This is a genomic window from Pseudomonas capeferrum (assembly GCF_013523055.1).
Taxonomy (GTDB): domain Bacteria; phylum Pseudomonadota; class Gammaproteobacteria; order Pseudomonadales; family Pseudomonadaceae; genus Aquipseudomonas; species Aquipseudomonas capeferrum_A.
This window is the reverse complement of the sequence record NZ_JAAMQM010000005.1, coordinates 226,128-240,432: the sequence shown is the minus strand read 5'-3', so window position 1 is coordinate 240,432 and position 14,305 is coordinate 226,128. Positions and strand designations below refer to the sequence as shown.

The following is a 14,305-nucleotide window of genomic DNA, read 5'->3' as shown; positions in this document are numbered from 1 at the left end:
AGCCGTCAAGCGGGTCATGCTTTATTATCCAGCATCTTTTTCAGACCATCGAGAGGCGTGCGGCCCCACACGCGGGCAGATGGCACGCAGGAAGCCCGGACTAATAAGATGGCATTGAAATCCCCCGCGTTTAGTAGAAAGTTCCCGTTGCTGGTGACTGGCAGTCTGCTGCTCCTGCAACCTCTGGCCACTTCATACGTGGTGGCAGCCGAGCAGTTTGACTGCCAAGTGTCCGCTTCCGGTGGCTGGGACTGCAAGCCCAGGACCGATGCCGCCAACCTGCCGCCACGCCCGGTACATGATGGCAGCGCCGTCAGTTCCAGCGGCGAGGTATCGGCCGAAGCCACCGAATCGGCCGCCGAACCCAAGCCGGTGCTGGTCACCGAGAGCAATGGCCGTGGCCTGAAGTCGCGTAGCGAAGATTACAGTCACCTGGACTGGGTCCCCCGCGAGCAGCTCACCCCCGCCCAGCTGGCCGAGACCGGTCCGTACTGCGCTGGCGCCTATATCGAGCCGACACGCCCGGGCATGGGTGACACCACGCCCAAGGACGAATCGCCGACCTACATCAATGCCAAGGTGTCCAAGTACCAGCAGGAGCAGCAGATCGCTACCCTCGCCGGCGACGTGGTCATGCGCCAGGGCAGCATGCAGGTCGAGTCCGACGAGGCCAACCTCTACCAGACCGAGAACCGCGGCGAGCTCAAGGGCAACGTCAGGATTCGCGACAACGGCTCCCTGGTAGTGGGTGACCGTGGCGAGATCCAGCTCGACACCGGCGAAGCCCAGGTCGACAACGCCGAATACGTGATGCACAAGTCGCGCATCCGCGGCAACGCGCTCTACGCCAAGCGCGCGGAAAACGCCATCATTCGCCTCAAGGACGGTACCTATACCACCTGCGAGCCGAACAGCAACGCCTGGCAGCTCAAGGGCAACAACATCACCCTGAACCCGGCCACCGGCTTCGGCACCGCGACCAACGTCACGCTCCGGGTCAAGGACATTCCGGTGTTCTACACACCGTACATCTACTTCCCGATCGATGACCGTCGCCAGTCCGGCTTCCTGCCGCCATCGTTCAGCACCAGCAGCGACACCGGCTTCATGCTGGTCACGCCGTACTACTTCAACCTCGCGCCGAACTACGACGCCACCCTCTACCCACGCTACATGACCAAGCGCGGGCTGTTGATGGAAGGCGAGTTCCGCTACCTGACCAAGTCGAGCGAAGGCCAGGTCGGCGGTGGTTACCTGAACGACAGCAACGACGATCGCAAGGACCAGACCGACTACGAAGAGCAGCGCTGGATGGTCAACTGGCAGCACAAGGGCGGCCTGGACGAGCGTCTGATGACCGAGGTGGACTACACCGACATCAGCGACCCGTTCTACTTCCAGGACCTCGAGTCAGACCAGATCGGCGTGGAGAGCCAGGACTTCCTCAATCAGCAGGGTGCCCTGACCTACCGTGGCGACAGCTACACCGCGCGCCTGAACGTGCACGCCTACGAGATGGCGACCATCTCGCAGATCACGCCGTACGACCGTCTGCCGCAGATCACCTTCAACGGGACCTTGCCGTATCATCCTAGTGGGCTGGACTTCAGTTACGAGACCGAAGCGGTTCGCTTCGATCGTGACCTGAGGGATGACTTCGTTCTGAATGAAGATGGTCTGCCTGACGACAGCGTAGGTATTCCCGGTCGTCGACTTGACCAGAACGTCACTGGACTTGCCCGCGCGAACGGCACTCGCCTCAACCTTGCACCGTCCATCAGCTTGCCGATGGAAACCTCGTATGGCTTCGTCAAACCAAAGCTGAAATATGTCTACACCAACTACGATCTTGATCTGGACAGCGATGGCAGGGCTCAGGCCATAACGCAATCGGCCGACCCGGCGTACGGTAGCTACAGCAGTACCGTAAACCGCGACGTTCCGATTTTCAGCGTCGATAGCGGCCTGTACTTCGATCGCAACACGCAGATGTTCGGTACCAACTATCGCCAGACGCTCGAGCCACGGCTGTTCTATCTCTACGTCCCCTACAAGGACCAGAAGGACATTCCGATCTTCGACTCCGGCGAGAGCACCTTCAATTACTCTTCGCTGTTCCGCGACAACCGCTTCGCTGGCACCGACCGTATCGGCGACGAGAACAAGCTGTCGCTGGGCGTGACCAGTCGCTGGGTCGAGGAGAACGGCTTCGAGCGTCAGCGCGTCAGCATCGGCCAGGCGCTTTACTTCAAGGATCGCAAGGTACAGCTGCCAGGCCTCGACTACCGCGACCGCAGCGATGCACAGAGCGATGTCTCGCCATACGCGCTGGAGTACGAATACAACTTCAACCGCGACTGGCGCTTCAATTCCGATTTCAACTGGGATCCGGACAGCCGCAGCACCCGTTCGGGCAGCGCGATGTTCCACTACCAGCCGGAAGACAACCCGAACAAGGTCGTCAACCTCGGCTATCGCTATCGCAACGACATGGTCACCTTCGACTCGCTGACCGGTACCTGGAAAGTGGGTGGCGGCGACTATGGCACTCCGGGCGACCCGAACTACATCAAGGACTACTACAAGATCCAGCAGCATGACTTCTCGGTCATGTGGCCGATCGTTCCGCAGTGGACCGCGATCGCTCGCTGGCAGCATGACTACAACCGCAACCGTACCCTGGAAGCCTTCGGTGGCTTCGAGTACGACAACTGCTGCTGGAAGCTGCGCCTGATCAATCGCTACTGGATCGACTACGACGATTTCAGCCAGGCGATTCCGCAGAACGAAAAAGGCGACCACGGCGTGTTCCTGCAGATCGTGCTGAAAGGCCTCGGTGGTGTAGTGGGCAACAAGGTCGAATCTTTCCTCGACCAAGGCATTCAAGGTTACCGTGAACGTGAAGACCAAGCTTATTGATCGACTGCGCCCGCTGATGCTGGGCGCCGCACTGCTGAGTGGCGCGGTACATGCCGCGGTACAGCCTCTGGACCGCGTGGTGGCCATCGTCGACAACGACGTGGTCATGCAGAGCCAGCTGGACCAGCGCACACAGGAAGTCCAACAGACCATCGCCAAGCGTGGCGGTGGTGTGCCGCCGGCCAGCGCCCTGCAGCAGCAGGTACTGGAGCGGCTGATCGTCGAGAACCTGCAATTGCAGATCGGCGAACGCTCGGGCATCCGTATCACCGACGAGGAACTCAACCAGGCCATCGCCACCATTGCCCAGCGCAACGGCATGAGCATCGACCAGTTCCGCGCCGCGCTGGCGCATGACGGTCTGTCGTACGACGATGCGCGCGAGCAGGTCAAGCGCGAGATGATCATCAGCCGGGTCCGCCAGCGTCGCGTGGCCGAGCGCATCCAGGTCTCGGAACAGGAAGTGAAGAACTTCCTCAACTCCGACCTGGGCAAGATGCAGCTGTCGGAAGAGTTCCGACTGGCCAACATCATGATCCCGACCCCGGAAAGTGCCAACTCGGAAGCCATCCAGGCCGCGGCGCTTCAAGCGGGCCAGGTCTATCAGCAACTCAAGCAAGGTGCCGATTTCGGTCAACTGGCCGTGGCTCGCTCGGCCAGCGAAAACGCCCTGGAAGGTGGTGAGATGGGCTGGCGCAAGGCGGCTCAACTGCCTCCACCTTTCGATCGTCTTCTCAGCTCCATGGCCGTCGGCGATGTGACCGAGCCGGTCCGTACGCCCGGTGGCTTCATCATCCTCAAGCTTCAGGAAAAGCGCGGCGGCGGCAGTGTGTTGCGTGACGAGGTCCATGTCCGCCACATCCTGATCAAGCCGAGCGAGATCCGCAGCGAAGCCGCTACCGAGCAACTTGCGGAGCGCCTCTACGAGCGTATCCGCAATGGCGAAGATTTCGGCGAGCTGGCGAAGAGCTTCTCGGAAGACCCGGGCTCGGCGCTCAACGGCGGCGACCTCAACTGGATCGACCCCAACAGCCTGGTACCCGAGTTCCGTGAAGTCATGGCCAACGCGCCTCAAGGCGAAGTGTCGCGTCCCTTCAAGACCCAGTACGGCTGGCACGTTCTGGAAGTCCTGGGTCGTCGCGCAACCGACAGTACCGAGCAGGCGCGTGAGCAACAGGCCCTGACCGTATTGCGCAACCGCAAGTACGACGAAGAGCTGCAAACCTGGCTGCGTCAGATCCGCGACGAAGCCTACGTGGAAATCAAGCTGCCTGGCGCCGACCAGGCCGCGCAGTGAAACCCCTGCGTTTCGCCGTCACCCCGGGCGAGCCCGCCGGCATAGGTCCAGACCTGTGCCTGCTGCTCGCCGCGCAAGCCCAGCCGCACCCTCTGATCGCCATCACCAGCCGTGACCTGCTCGTCGAGCGGGCCGCGCGGCTGGGGTTGGCCGTCGATCTGCTGCCGGTGGCCCCGGGTGCTTGGCCCGACCAACCCGCACCGCCTGGCAGCCTGTACGTCTGGGATACGCCATTGGCCGCTGCGGTGGTTGCCGGACAGCTGGACAAGGCCAATGCCGCCTTCGTTCTCGAGACCCTGACCCGTGCCGGGCAAGGCTGCCTCGACGGGACCTTTGCAGGGATGATTACCGCGCCGGTGCACAAGGGAGTGATCAACGAAAGCGGGATCGCCTTCTCGGGCCATACCGAATTCCTCGCCGATCTCACGCATACGCGACAGGTCGTGATGATGCTGGCCACGCGCGGCCTGCGCGTGGCATTGGTCACCACCCACCTGCCCTTGCGCGATGTCGCCGACGCTATCACCTCGGAGCGCCTGGAGCGGGTAACCCGCATCCTGCATGATGACCTGCGCAACAAGTTCGGTCTCAGCCAGCCACGCATTCTGGTCTGCGGCCTCAACCCGCATGCCGGCGAAGGCGGTCATCTGGGCCGCGAAGAAATCGACATCATCGAACCTACCCTGGCACATCTGCGCAACGAAGGCATGGACCTGCGCGGGCCGTTGCCGGCCGACACCCTGTTTACCCCCAAATATCTGGAGCACTGCGACGCGGTGCTGGCGATGTACCACGACCAAGGCCTGCCGGTGCTCAAGTACAAAGGCTTCGGCGCCGCGGTCAATGTGACCCTGGGCCTGCCGATCATCCGTACCTCGGTTGACCACGGCACCGCCCTCGATCTCGCCGGTACTGGCAAGATCGATACCGGCAGCCTGCAGGTTGCATTGGAAACCGCCTACCAGATGGCCGAGAGCTGATCATGAACGAGCAATACCAACACCGGGCGCGCAAGCGCTTCGGCCAGAACTTCCTGCACGATGCCGGAATCATCGACCGGATCCTTCGTGCGATCAACGCCAAGCCGGGTGAGCATCTGCTGGAAATCGGCCCGGGCCAGGGCGCCTTGACCGAAGGACTGCTGGGCAGCGGTGCGCAACTGGACGTCGTCGAGCTGGACAAGGACCTGGTCCCGATCCTGGAACACAAGTTCCGTGACAGTGACAATTTCCGCCTGCACCAGGGCGACGCCCTGAAGTTCGACTTCAACAAGCTGGGCACGCCGCCGCGCAGCCTGAAGGTGGTCGGCAACCTGCCGTACAACATTTCCACCCCGCTGATCTTCCATCTGCTGCAGCATGCCCACCTGATTCGCGACATGCATTTCATGTTGCAGAAGGAAGTGGTCGAGCGCCTCGCCGCCGGTCCCGGTGGCGGTGACTGGGGACGACTGTCCATCATGGTGCAATACCACTGCCGCGTGGAGCACCTGTTCAATGTCGGTCCGGGGGCATTCAACCCGCCGCCCAAGGTGGACTCGGCCATCGTCCGGCTGGTGCCGCACGAAGTGCTGCCACACCCGGCCAAGGACCCGCGCCAGCTCGAGCGCATCGTTCGCGAGGCCTTCAACCAGCGGCGCAAGACCCTGCGAAATACGCTGAAAGGCTTGCTCGACAGCCAAGCCATCGAAGCCGCCGGTGTCGATGGCAGCTTGCGGCCGGAGCAGCTGGATCTGGCGGCGTTCGTCCGTCTGGCGGACAAACTGACCGAGCAGCAGCCCGCGAGCTGACTCCCGGACTGGCGCTCGGGGCTGGCAAGCAGCCCCGGGCGTCCGCCAGGCGAACATCCGTCCTCCCACCCAAGCAGGCCATCGTCAAAGCCGCAGCCCCGGGTACTGGCCTCTCCCCCTCCCAATGACCTAGACTGCAGCCATAGCCGTATCCGCGTCTGCATGTCCAAGGCCCCCGTGAATGTCTGATCCCCGCTACCAGATCGACGTCAGTGTCGTGACCCGTTATCTCAAAGAACAATCCGACCCCGACAACGACCGTTTTGCCTTTGCGTACACCATCACTGTCCAGAACAGCGGCACCCTCAAGGCTCGCCTGCTTTCGCGCCATTGGCTGATCACCAACGGCGATGGCGAGGTCGAAGAGGTCCGTGGGTCCGGGGTCGTCGGTCAACAGCCGGTGATCGAGCCCGGCGGCAGCCATACCTATAGCAGCGGCGCCGTCATCAGCACCCCAGTCGGCACCATGGAAGGCAGCTACCAGATGGCCGCCGAAGACACTACACGCTTCGACGCGCCCATAGCTCCCTTCCGCCTGTCCGTGCCCGGAGCCCTGCACTGATGGCAGTCTATGCGGTAGGCGACCTGCAGGGGTGCCTGCAGCCGCTCAAGTGCCTTCTGGAGAGAGTCGCTTTCGATCCCGCGGTCGACCGTCTATGGCTCGTCGGCGACTTGGTCAACCGCGGCCCCGAGTCGCTGGAGACCTTGCGTTTTTTGTACGGCATCCGTGAATCCCTGGTCTGCGTGCTGGGCAATCACGATCTGCACTTGCTAGCCACGTGGCATAACGTCGAGCGGTTGAAGAAAAGCGATACCCTGCGCGAAATCCTCGACGCGCCTGATGCCGACCAACTCCTCGACTGGCTGCGCCGCCAGAAGCTGCTGCACTACGACGAGCAACGTGGCGTGGCGATGGTGCATGCCGGTATTCCGCCCCAATGGACCCTGGGGCGTGCGCTGGAACTGGCCAGTGAAGTCGAGAATGCCCTGCGCGACGAGACGCGTCTTCGCTTGTACCTGGACGGCATGTACGGCAACGAGCCGAACAAGTGGAGCAAGCAGCTGAGCGGTGTCGAACGCCTGCGGGTGATCACCAACTACTTCACTCGCATGCGTTTCTGTAGCGCAGAAGGCAAGCTTGACCTCAAGAGCAAGGAAGGCCTGGACAGCGCACCCAACGGCTACAAGCCATGGTTCGCGCACAAGGGACGTCGGTCCCGGCACGTGAAGATCATCTTCGGCCACTGGGCAGCGCTTGAAGGGCGTTGTGACGAACCGGGCGTGATCGCGCTGGACACGGGCTGCGTCTGGGGTAACGCCATGACCCTGTACAACGTCGACAGTGGTGAATTCCATCGCTGCGACTGCGCTGAAGACGGCACGCCGCGTATCGGCGCAACCCACTAGCATGAACATCCAGTCCTGAAGGAAACCCTCTCATGAGCGAATTCAAGCGCATCCCTCCCGAACAGGCCCAGGCTCTGCGCGAGCAAGGGGCAGTCGTGGTCGACATTCGCGACCCGCAAGCCTATGCCTCCGGGCACATCAGTGGCGCCACACATCTGGATAACCATTCGGTCGCCGAGTTCATCCGTAACGCCGATCTCGACGCGCCCACTCTGGTGGTCTGTTACCACGGCAACTCTAGCCAGAGCGCGGCCGCCTATCTGGCCGGGCAAGGCTTTTCCGACGTCTACAGCATTGATGGCGGCTTTGAATTGTGGCGCGCCACCTACCCTGGCGAAACCGCCCAAAGTCCATTGGAATAAATTTTTCATCTTCCTGCAGCCCGCGTCCTGTGCGGGCTGGCGCCCAGCCTGACGAACGGTCGCGGGCAACTTCCGGGCCCTCCGGCCTTGACCTCTCCGATAACCAACTATCCTTAAGCGCAGGCCATCCAAAAAGGGGAGAGCCGGTACACCGGCGTGCGGGTCATCGGTAGCGTGTTACAGGTGTTCTGGGGGGTATACAGCAATCGTTCATTCCGATTGCATGCCAGCATCATGCTGATCGATCCGGCGTCGGCTCCACGTATCGAGCGAGGTGACGTCATGAGTATTTTTAGCCACTTCCAACAACGTTTCGAGTCCACGCGTCAGGAAGAACTCACGCTGCAGGAGTACCTCGAGCTGTGCAAAGAGGATCGTAGCGCCTACGCTTCGGCCGCCGAACGGCTGTTGATGGCCATAGGTGAACCGGAGCTGATCGACACCTCTACCAATTCCAGGCTCTCGCGGATTTTCTCCAACAAGGTGATCCGTCGCTATCCGGCCTTTGCCGACTTCCATGGGATGGAAGAATGCATCGACCAGATCGTGTCCTATTTCCGCCACGCGGCGCAGGGGTTGGAAGAGAAGAAACAGATCCTGTACCTCCTGGGTCCTGTCGGGGGCGGCAAGTCGTCCCTGGCCGAAAAGCTCAAGCAGCTGATGGAAAAGGTACCCTTCTATGCGATCAAGGGCTCTCCGGTATTCGAATCGCCTCTCGGGCTGTTCAATGCCACCGAGGACGGGGCGATCCTCGAGGAGGAGTTTGGCATTTCCAAGCGCTACCTGAGCACCATCATGTCTCCCTGGGCGACCAAGCGCCTGCAGGAATTCGGCGGTGACATTTCCAAGTTCAAGGTAGTGAAACTCTATCCGTCCATTCTCAATCAGATCGCCATCGCCAAGACCGAGCCGGGTGACGAGAACAACCAGGATATCTCCGCCCTGGTCGGCAAGGTGGATATCCGCAAGCTCGAGGAATTCCCGCAGAACGACGCCGACGCCTACAGCTACTCGGGCGCCCTGTGCCGGGCCAACCAGGGCCTGATGGAGTTCGTCGAGATGTTCAAGGCGCCTATCAAGGTGCTGCACCCACTGCTGACCGCCACCCAGGAAGGCAACTACAACAGTACCGAAGGCCTGGGGGCCATCCCCTACTCCGGCATTCTGCTGGCCCACTCCAACGAATCGGAATGGCACAGCTTCCGCAACAACAAGAACAACGAAGCCTTCATCGACCGTATCTACATCGTCAAGGTGCCTTACTGCCTGCGCGTCAGCGACGAAATCAAGATCTACGACAAGCTCCTGATCAACAGCTCTCTGGCCAAGGCGCACTGCGCGCCGGACACCTTGAAGATGCTTGCCCAGTTCACCGTCCTCTCGCGCCTCAAGGAACCGGAGAATTCCAACATCTATTCGAAGATGCGCGTGTATGACGGCGAGAACCTCAAGGACACCGACCCCAAGGCCAAGTCGATCCAGGAGTATCGCGACTCGGCGGGCGTGGACGAGGGCATGAATGGCCTGTCGACCCGTTTCGCCTTCAAGATCCTGTCCAAGGTCTTCAACTTCGATCCGCACGAAGTGGCGGCCAACCCAGTGCACTTGCTCTACGTGCTGGAGCAGCAGATCGAGCAGGAGCAGTTCCCGGCCGAAGTGCGCGAGCGCTACCTGCGCTACCTGAAAGAATACTTGGCGCCTCGCTATATCGAATTCATCGGCAAGGAAATCCAGACAGCCTACCTGGAGTCCTACAGCGAATACGGCCAGAACATCTTCGACCGCTATGTGCTGTATGCCGACTTCTGGATACAGGACCAGGAATACCGCGATCCCGAAACCGGCGAGATCCTCAACCGCATCGCGCTCAACGAGGAGCTGGAGAAGATCGAGAAGCCCGCGGGCATCAGCAATCCGAAGGATTTCCGCAACGAAATCGTCAACTTCGTATTGCGCGCCCGCGCCAACAACAACGGCAAGAACCCAAGCTGGCTGAGCTATGAAAAGCTGCGGGTGGTGATAGAGAAGAAAATGTTCTCCAACACCGAGGACCTGCTGCCGGTCATCAGCTTCAACGCCAAGGCCAGCAAGGAAGACCAACAGAAGCACAACGACTTCGTCACGCGGATGGTGGAGCGTGGCTATACCGACAAGCAGGTCCGCCTGTTGTCGGAATGGTACCTGCGGGTCAGGAAATCGCAATAAGCGGCAGGTTGCAAGCCGCAAGCCGCAAGCCGGACGCCACGCACTGAGGTCGTGGCCCGGCTTGCCGCTTTCCCGGCTGCCTTGCCTTGCAGCTTATCGCTTGCAGTTCGAAGCTGCTGAGCACCGGAGGGCCTATGAGCTACGTAATCGACCGCCGCCTGAACGGCAAGAACAAGAGCACGGTGAACCGCCAGCGTTTCTTGCGGCGCTACCGTGAGCACATCAAGAAAGCCGTCGAAGAGGCCGTAAGCCGCCGCTCCATCACCGACATGGAGCATGGCGAGCAGATCAGCATCCCCGGACGCGATATCGACGAACCCGTCTTGCATCATGGTCGTGGCGGCAAGCAGACCGTCGTGCACCCCGGCAACAAGGAATTCACCGCCGGCGAGCACATACCTCGCCCTCAAGGTGGGGGCGGCGGCGGCGCAGGACGCGGCAAGGCCGGCAATTCCGGCGAGGGCATGGACGAGTTCGTCTTCCAGATCACCCAGGAAGAATTCCTCGAGTTCATGTTCGAGGACCTGGAACTGCCTAACCTGGTGAAGCGCCACCTCACGGGCACCGATACCTTCAAGACCGTGCGCGCCGGGATCAGCAGCGAGGGTAACCCCTCTCGTATCAACATCGTCCGCACGCTGCGCTCGGCTCATGCCCGACGCATCGCCCTCACGGGCAGCAGTCGCGCCATGCTGCGCGAGGCACAGGCGGAGCTGGCGCGCCTCAAGGTCGAGGAGCCAGACAACTTCACCGATATCCAGGCCTTGGAGATCGAAATCGAGCGCTTGAAGGCACGGATCAATCGCCTGCCTTTCCTCGATACGTTCGACCTCAAGTACAACCTGCTGGTCAAGCATCCGAACCCTAGCTCCAAGGCTGTCATGTTCTGCCTGATGGACGTTTCCGGGTCCATGACCCAAGCGACCAAGGATGTCGCCAAGCGCTTCTTCATCCTCCTTTACCTGTTCCTCAAGCGTAACTACGAGCGCATCGAGGTCGTCTTCATCCGTCATCACACCAGTGCTCGCGAAGTAGACGAAGAAGAATTCTTCTATTCGAGGGAAACCGGCGGCACCATCGTCTCCAGCGCGCTCAAGCTGATGCAGGAGATCATGAGCGAACGCTATCCGGCCAACGAGTGGAACATATACGCCGCCCAGGCCTCGGACGGTGACAACTGGAACGATGACTCGCCGATCTGTCGGGAAATCCTCACCAAGCAGATCATGCCGTTCGTCCAATACTACACTTACGTCGAGATCACCCCGCGTGAACACCAGGCGTTGTGGTATGAATACGAGCGGATCGGCGAATCCTTCGCCGATACCTTCGCCCAGCAGCAGTTGGTTTCGGCCGGCGACATCTACCCGGTCTTCCGTGAACTCTTCCAGCGCAGGTTAGCCACATGACCGCCAGAGAACAGAGACGCCAGCCTATTTCCGTGGGGTCCGAATGGACCTTCGAACTCATCCAGACCTACGACCGGGAAATCAGTCGCCTGGCCGAACGGTACGCTCTGGACACCTATCCCAACCAGATAGAGGTCATCACTGCCGAACAGATGATGGATGCCTATGCTTCCGTGGGCATGCCGCTTGGCTACCATCACTGGTCCTATGGCAAGCAGTTTCTCAGCACCGAAAAGTCCTATACCCGCGGCCAGATGGGGCTGGCCTACGAGATCGTGATCAACTCCGATCCCTGCATCGCCTACCTCATGGAAGAAAACACCATATGCATGCAGGCGCTGGTGATCGCCCATGCCTGTTACGGACACAACAGTTTCTTCAAGGGCAACTACCTGTTCCGCACCTGGACCGATGCCAGCTCCATCATCGACTACCTGGTGTTCGCCAAGCAGTACATCAGTCAGTGCGAGGAGCGGCACGGTATCGATGCGGTGGAAGACCTGATCGATTCCTGCCATGCCCTCATGAACTACGGCGTGGACCGTTACAAGCGGCCATACCCGATCTCGGCGGAGGAAGAGCGTCAACGGCAGAAGGACCGCGAGGAGCACCTGCAGCGCCAGATCAACGATCTGTGGCGGACCATTCCGAAAAGCGCGGGCAAGGGCAATGACCGCGACGAGGGGCGTTTCCCGGCGGAGCCCCAGGAAAACATTCTCTATTTCATCGAGAAGCACGCTCCCCTGCTGGAACCCTGGCAGCGCGAGGTCGTCAGGATCGTGCGCAAGATCGCACAGTACTTCTACCCGCAACGCCAGACGCAGGTGATGAACGAAGGCTGGGCCACCTTCTGGCACTACACCCTCATGAACGACCTCTATGACGAAGGCCTGGTCACCGATGGTTTCATGATGGAGTTCCTTCAGTCGCACACCAGCGTGGTCTACCAGCCCGGCTTCGACAGCCCCTACTACAGCGGTATCAATCCCTACGCGCTGGGCTTTGCCATGTACTGCGACATACGTCGCATGTGCGAGCACCCTACCGAAGAGGATCGACGCTGGTTCCCCGATATTGCTGGCAGCGATTGGCTTTCCACCATCAAGTTCGCCATGAGCAGCTTCAAGGACGAGAGCTTCATCCTGCAGTACCTGTCACCAAAGGTCATCCGTGACCTGAAGTTGTTCAGCATCATGGACGACGACCAACGCGATGATCTTTTGGTCCCGGCGATTCATGACGAAGAAGGCTATCGGATCATTCGTGAAAGCCTGGCCTCTCAGTACAACCTGGGCAATCGCGAGCCCAACGTGCAGATCTGGAGCATCGACCGACGCGGCGACCGCTCGTTGACCCTGCGTCATCAACAACACAACCGCAAGCCGCTGGGCGACTCCACCGCCGAGGTACTCAAGCACCTGCATCGACTCTGGGGTTTCGATATCCACCTGGAAACCGTCCAGGGCGATCAGATCGTCAAGACCCATCACATGCCGCCTCGCGGCGAACATGGCGAAGGCGGCGACTACGGTCGCATGGACCTGGCCGTCGTTCACCTCTAAAGCGCCGCCATGACTGGCGACAGGTTATCCTGTCGCCAGTCATGGAGGTTTCATATGCAGATTTACAAAGTCGGTGGGGCAGTGCGTGATCGCCTGCTGGGCATCCCCGTCAGCGATATCGACTGGCTGGTGGTCGGCGCTACGGTCGAGCAGATGCAAGCGCTGGGCTATCGTCCGGTCGGCGCTGATTTTCCAGTCTTTATCCATCCTCGTACGGGCGAGGAATATGCGCTGGCGCGAACCGAACGCAAGAGCGGCCGGGGTTATGGAGGCTTCACGTTCCATGCGAGCCCTGAAGTGACGCTCGAAGAAGACCTCATACGCCGCGACTTGACCATCAATGCCATGGCCGAGGACGAGCACGGCAATCTGTGCGATCCGTATCACGGTCGACATGACCTCGAACAACGTCTGCTGCGTCACGTTTCACCCGCGTTCGCCGAAGATCCCCTCAGGGTGCTGCGCGTTGCCCGTTTCGCCGCACGCTATGCGCCACTGGGCTTCCATATCGCCCCGGAAACGCTGGAGTTGATGCGGCAAATCGCCCAATCGGGCGAGCTTCAGGCCTTGACCGCCGAGCGCAGCTGGAAGGAAATCGAACGGGCTTTGATGGAAGATCAACCTCAGGTCTTCATTCAGGTATTGCGCGAATGCGCAGCGCTCAAGGAATTGATGCCCGAGGTAGACGCATTGTTCGATGCCTCACAGTCGGCAATCCCTGACCAACGGCTCGACAGAGGGCTGCACACCCTTGCCGTGCTGGCTGAAGCCGCAAGGCATCGGCTACCTCTGCATGTGCGCTGGGCCTGCCTGTTGCAGGATCTCGGGGAAAGCCCCGAACAGCAACGCAAGTGGCCGCGCCCTTTGGTATCAGAGCGATGCGACCTGGCCTCGATCAAGGCGGTCAATCAACGGTTCAAGGCACCCCGTGAGTGCCAGGAACTGGCATTGCTGGTGGGAGAGTTTCACAGCCACTGCCACCTCGCGTTGGAACTGGATGCCTCCGCGCTACTGGAGCTGCTGCAGAGATTCGATATCTATCGTCGCCCGCAGCGTTTCGAAGACTTCATTGCAGCCTGCGAAATGGACGCTCGCTGTCGTCTGGCATTGGAGCACGACACTTATCCACAGGCGGCCTACCTGCGCGGCGCCGCAGCGGCCGCGAAGGCGGTACAGGCACAATCACTGGTCGCCGCGGGGCTTACCGGCCAAGCGCTGGGCGAGGCTATCAAAAGCGAAAGACTGAAGGCGCTGGAACTCTACAGAGCACGTGAACTGAGCGCGGCAAGCCAGCAATGACGGATTGACGGCGCGTCACCGTGCACGTCAAGCCGCAACACGCTTGTGGCTTGGCG

11 protein-coding genes are annotated in these 14,305 nt (G+C 60.7%); all 11 read left to right on the top strand.

Annotation, left to right across the window (positions count from 1 at the left end):
- Positions 1-108 precede the first annotated feature (108 nt).
- The 11 genes from G7009_RS08025 (at position 109) to G7009_RS07975 (ending at position 14,249) form a co-directional block, all read left to right on the top strand.
- Complete coding sequence (locus G7009_RS08025) at positions 109-2,919, top strand: LPS-assembly protein LptD (RefSeq protein WP_181129448.1); 2,811 nt, start codon at positions 109-111, stop codon at positions 2,917-2,919.
- Complete coding sequence (locus G7009_RS08020) at positions 2,900-4,216, top strand: peptidylprolyl isomerase (protein ID WP_181129446.1); 1,317 nt, start codon at positions 2,900-2,902, stop codon at positions 4,214-4,216. Before G7009_RS08025 ends, G7009_RS08020 begins: the two co-directional genes overlap by 20 nt.
- Positions 4,213-5,196, top strand: a complete 984-nt coding sequence (gene pdxA, locus G7009_RS08015) for a 4-hydroxythreonine-4-phosphate dehydrogenase PdxA (protein ID WP_181129444.1) — start codon at positions 4,213-4,215, stop codon at positions 5,194-5,196. Before G7009_RS08020 ends, pdxA begins: the two co-directional genes overlap by 4 nt.
- A gap of 2 nt (positions 5,197-5,198) precedes the next feature.
- The gene (gene rsmA, locus G7009_RS08010; RefSeq protein ID WP_181129442.1) at positions 5,199-6,005 is read left to right on the top strand and encodes a 16S rRNA (adenine(1518)-N(6)/adenine(1519)-N(6))-dimethyltransferase RsmA; all 807 of its coding nucleotides are present in this window, start codon (positions 5,199-5,201) and stop codon (positions 6,003-6,005) included.
- A 181-nt stretch (positions 6,006-6,186) separates the two neighbouring features.
- Positions 6,187-6,567, top strand: coding sequence for a Co2+/Mg2+ efflux protein ApaG (apaG, locus tag G7009_RS08005; protein WP_181129441.1), 381 nt, complete (start codon positions 6,187-6,189; stop codon positions 6,565-6,567).
- On the top strand, positions 6,567-7,412 hold the full coding sequence (locus tag G7009_RS08000; RefSeq protein WP_181129439.1) for a symmetrical bis(5'-nucleosyl)-tetraphosphatase: 846 nt from the start codon (positions 6,567-6,569) through the stop codon (positions 7,410-7,412). Before apaG ends, G7009_RS08000 begins: the two co-directional genes overlap by 1 nt.
- Before the next feature lie 32 nt (positions 7,413-7,444).
- The gene (gene glpE / locus G7009_RS07995) at positions 7,445-7,774 is read left to right on the top strand and encodes a thiosulfate sulfurtransferase GlpE (protein ID WP_181129437.1); all 330 of its coding nucleotides are present in this window, start codon (positions 7,445-7,447) and stop codon (positions 7,772-7,774) included.
- 282 nt (positions 7,775-8,056) lie between these two features.
- Positions 8,057-9,979 (top strand): PrkA family serine protein kinase, encoded by a 1,923-nt coding sequence (locus G7009_RS07990; RefSeq protein WP_181129435.1) that lies wholly within the window; start codon positions 8,057-8,059, stop codon positions 9,977-9,979.
- Positions 9,980-10,113: 134 nt separating this feature from the next.
- A complete protein-coding gene (locus G7009_RS07985; protein ID WP_181129433.1) occupies positions 10,114-11,388 on the top strand; it encodes a YeaH/YhbH family protein in 1,275 nt (424 codons plus the stop codon).
- Positions 11,385-12,950, top strand: coding sequence for a SpoVR family protein (locus G7009_RS07980; protein WP_181129431.1), 1,566 nt, complete (start codon positions 11,385-11,387; stop codon positions 12,948-12,950). The genes G7009_RS07985 and G7009_RS07980 overlap by 4 nt, the downstream gene beginning before the upstream one ends.
- Positions 12,951-13,004: 54 nt before the next feature.
- On the top strand, positions 13,005-14,249 hold the full coding sequence (locus tag G7009_RS07975; protein ID WP_181129429.1) for a multifunctional CCA addition/repair protein: 1,245 nt from the start codon (positions 13,005-13,007) through the stop codon (positions 14,247-14,249).
- The last annotated feature ends 56 nt before the right edge of the window (positions 14,250-14,305 follow it).

Excerpts from the sequence above, each read along its gene's own strand:
- G7009_RS08025 (WP_181129448.1), top strand. The coding sequence starts at position 109 with ATGGCATTGAAATCCCCCGCGTTTAGTAGAAAGTTCCCGTTGCTGGTG.
- rsmA (WP_181129442.1), top strand. The coding sequence starts at position 5,199 with ATGAACGAGCAATACCAACACCGGGCGCGCAAGCGCTTCGGCCAGAAC.
- apaG (WP_181129441.1), top strand. The coding sequence starts at position 6,187 with ATGTCTGATCCCCGCTACCAGATCGACGTCAGTGTCGTGACCCGTTAT.
- G7009_RS08000 (WP_181129439.1), top strand. The coding sequence starts at position 6,567 with ATGGCAGTCTATGCGGTAGGCGACCTGCAGGGGTGCCTGCAGCCGCTC.
- glpE (WP_181129437.1), top strand. The coding sequence starts at position 7,445 with ATGAGCGAATTCAAGCGCATCCCTCCCGAACAGGCCCAGGCTCTGCGC.
- G7009_RS07990 (WP_181129435.1), top strand. The coding sequence starts at position 8,057 with ATGAGTATTTTTAGCCACTTCCAACAACGTTTCGAGTCCACGCGTCAG.
- G7009_RS07985 (WP_181129433.1), top strand. The coding sequence starts at position 10,114 with ATGAGCTACGTAATCGACCGCCGCCTGAACGGCAAGAACAAGAGCACG.
- G7009_RS07980 (WP_181129431.1), top strand. The coding sequence starts at position 11,385 with ATGACCGCCAGAGAACAGAGACGCCAGCCTATTTCCGTGGGGTCCGAA.
- G7009_RS07975 (WP_181129429.1), top strand. The coding sequence starts at position 13,005 with ATGCAGATTTACAAAGTCGGTGGGGCAGTGCGTGATCGCCTGCTGGGC.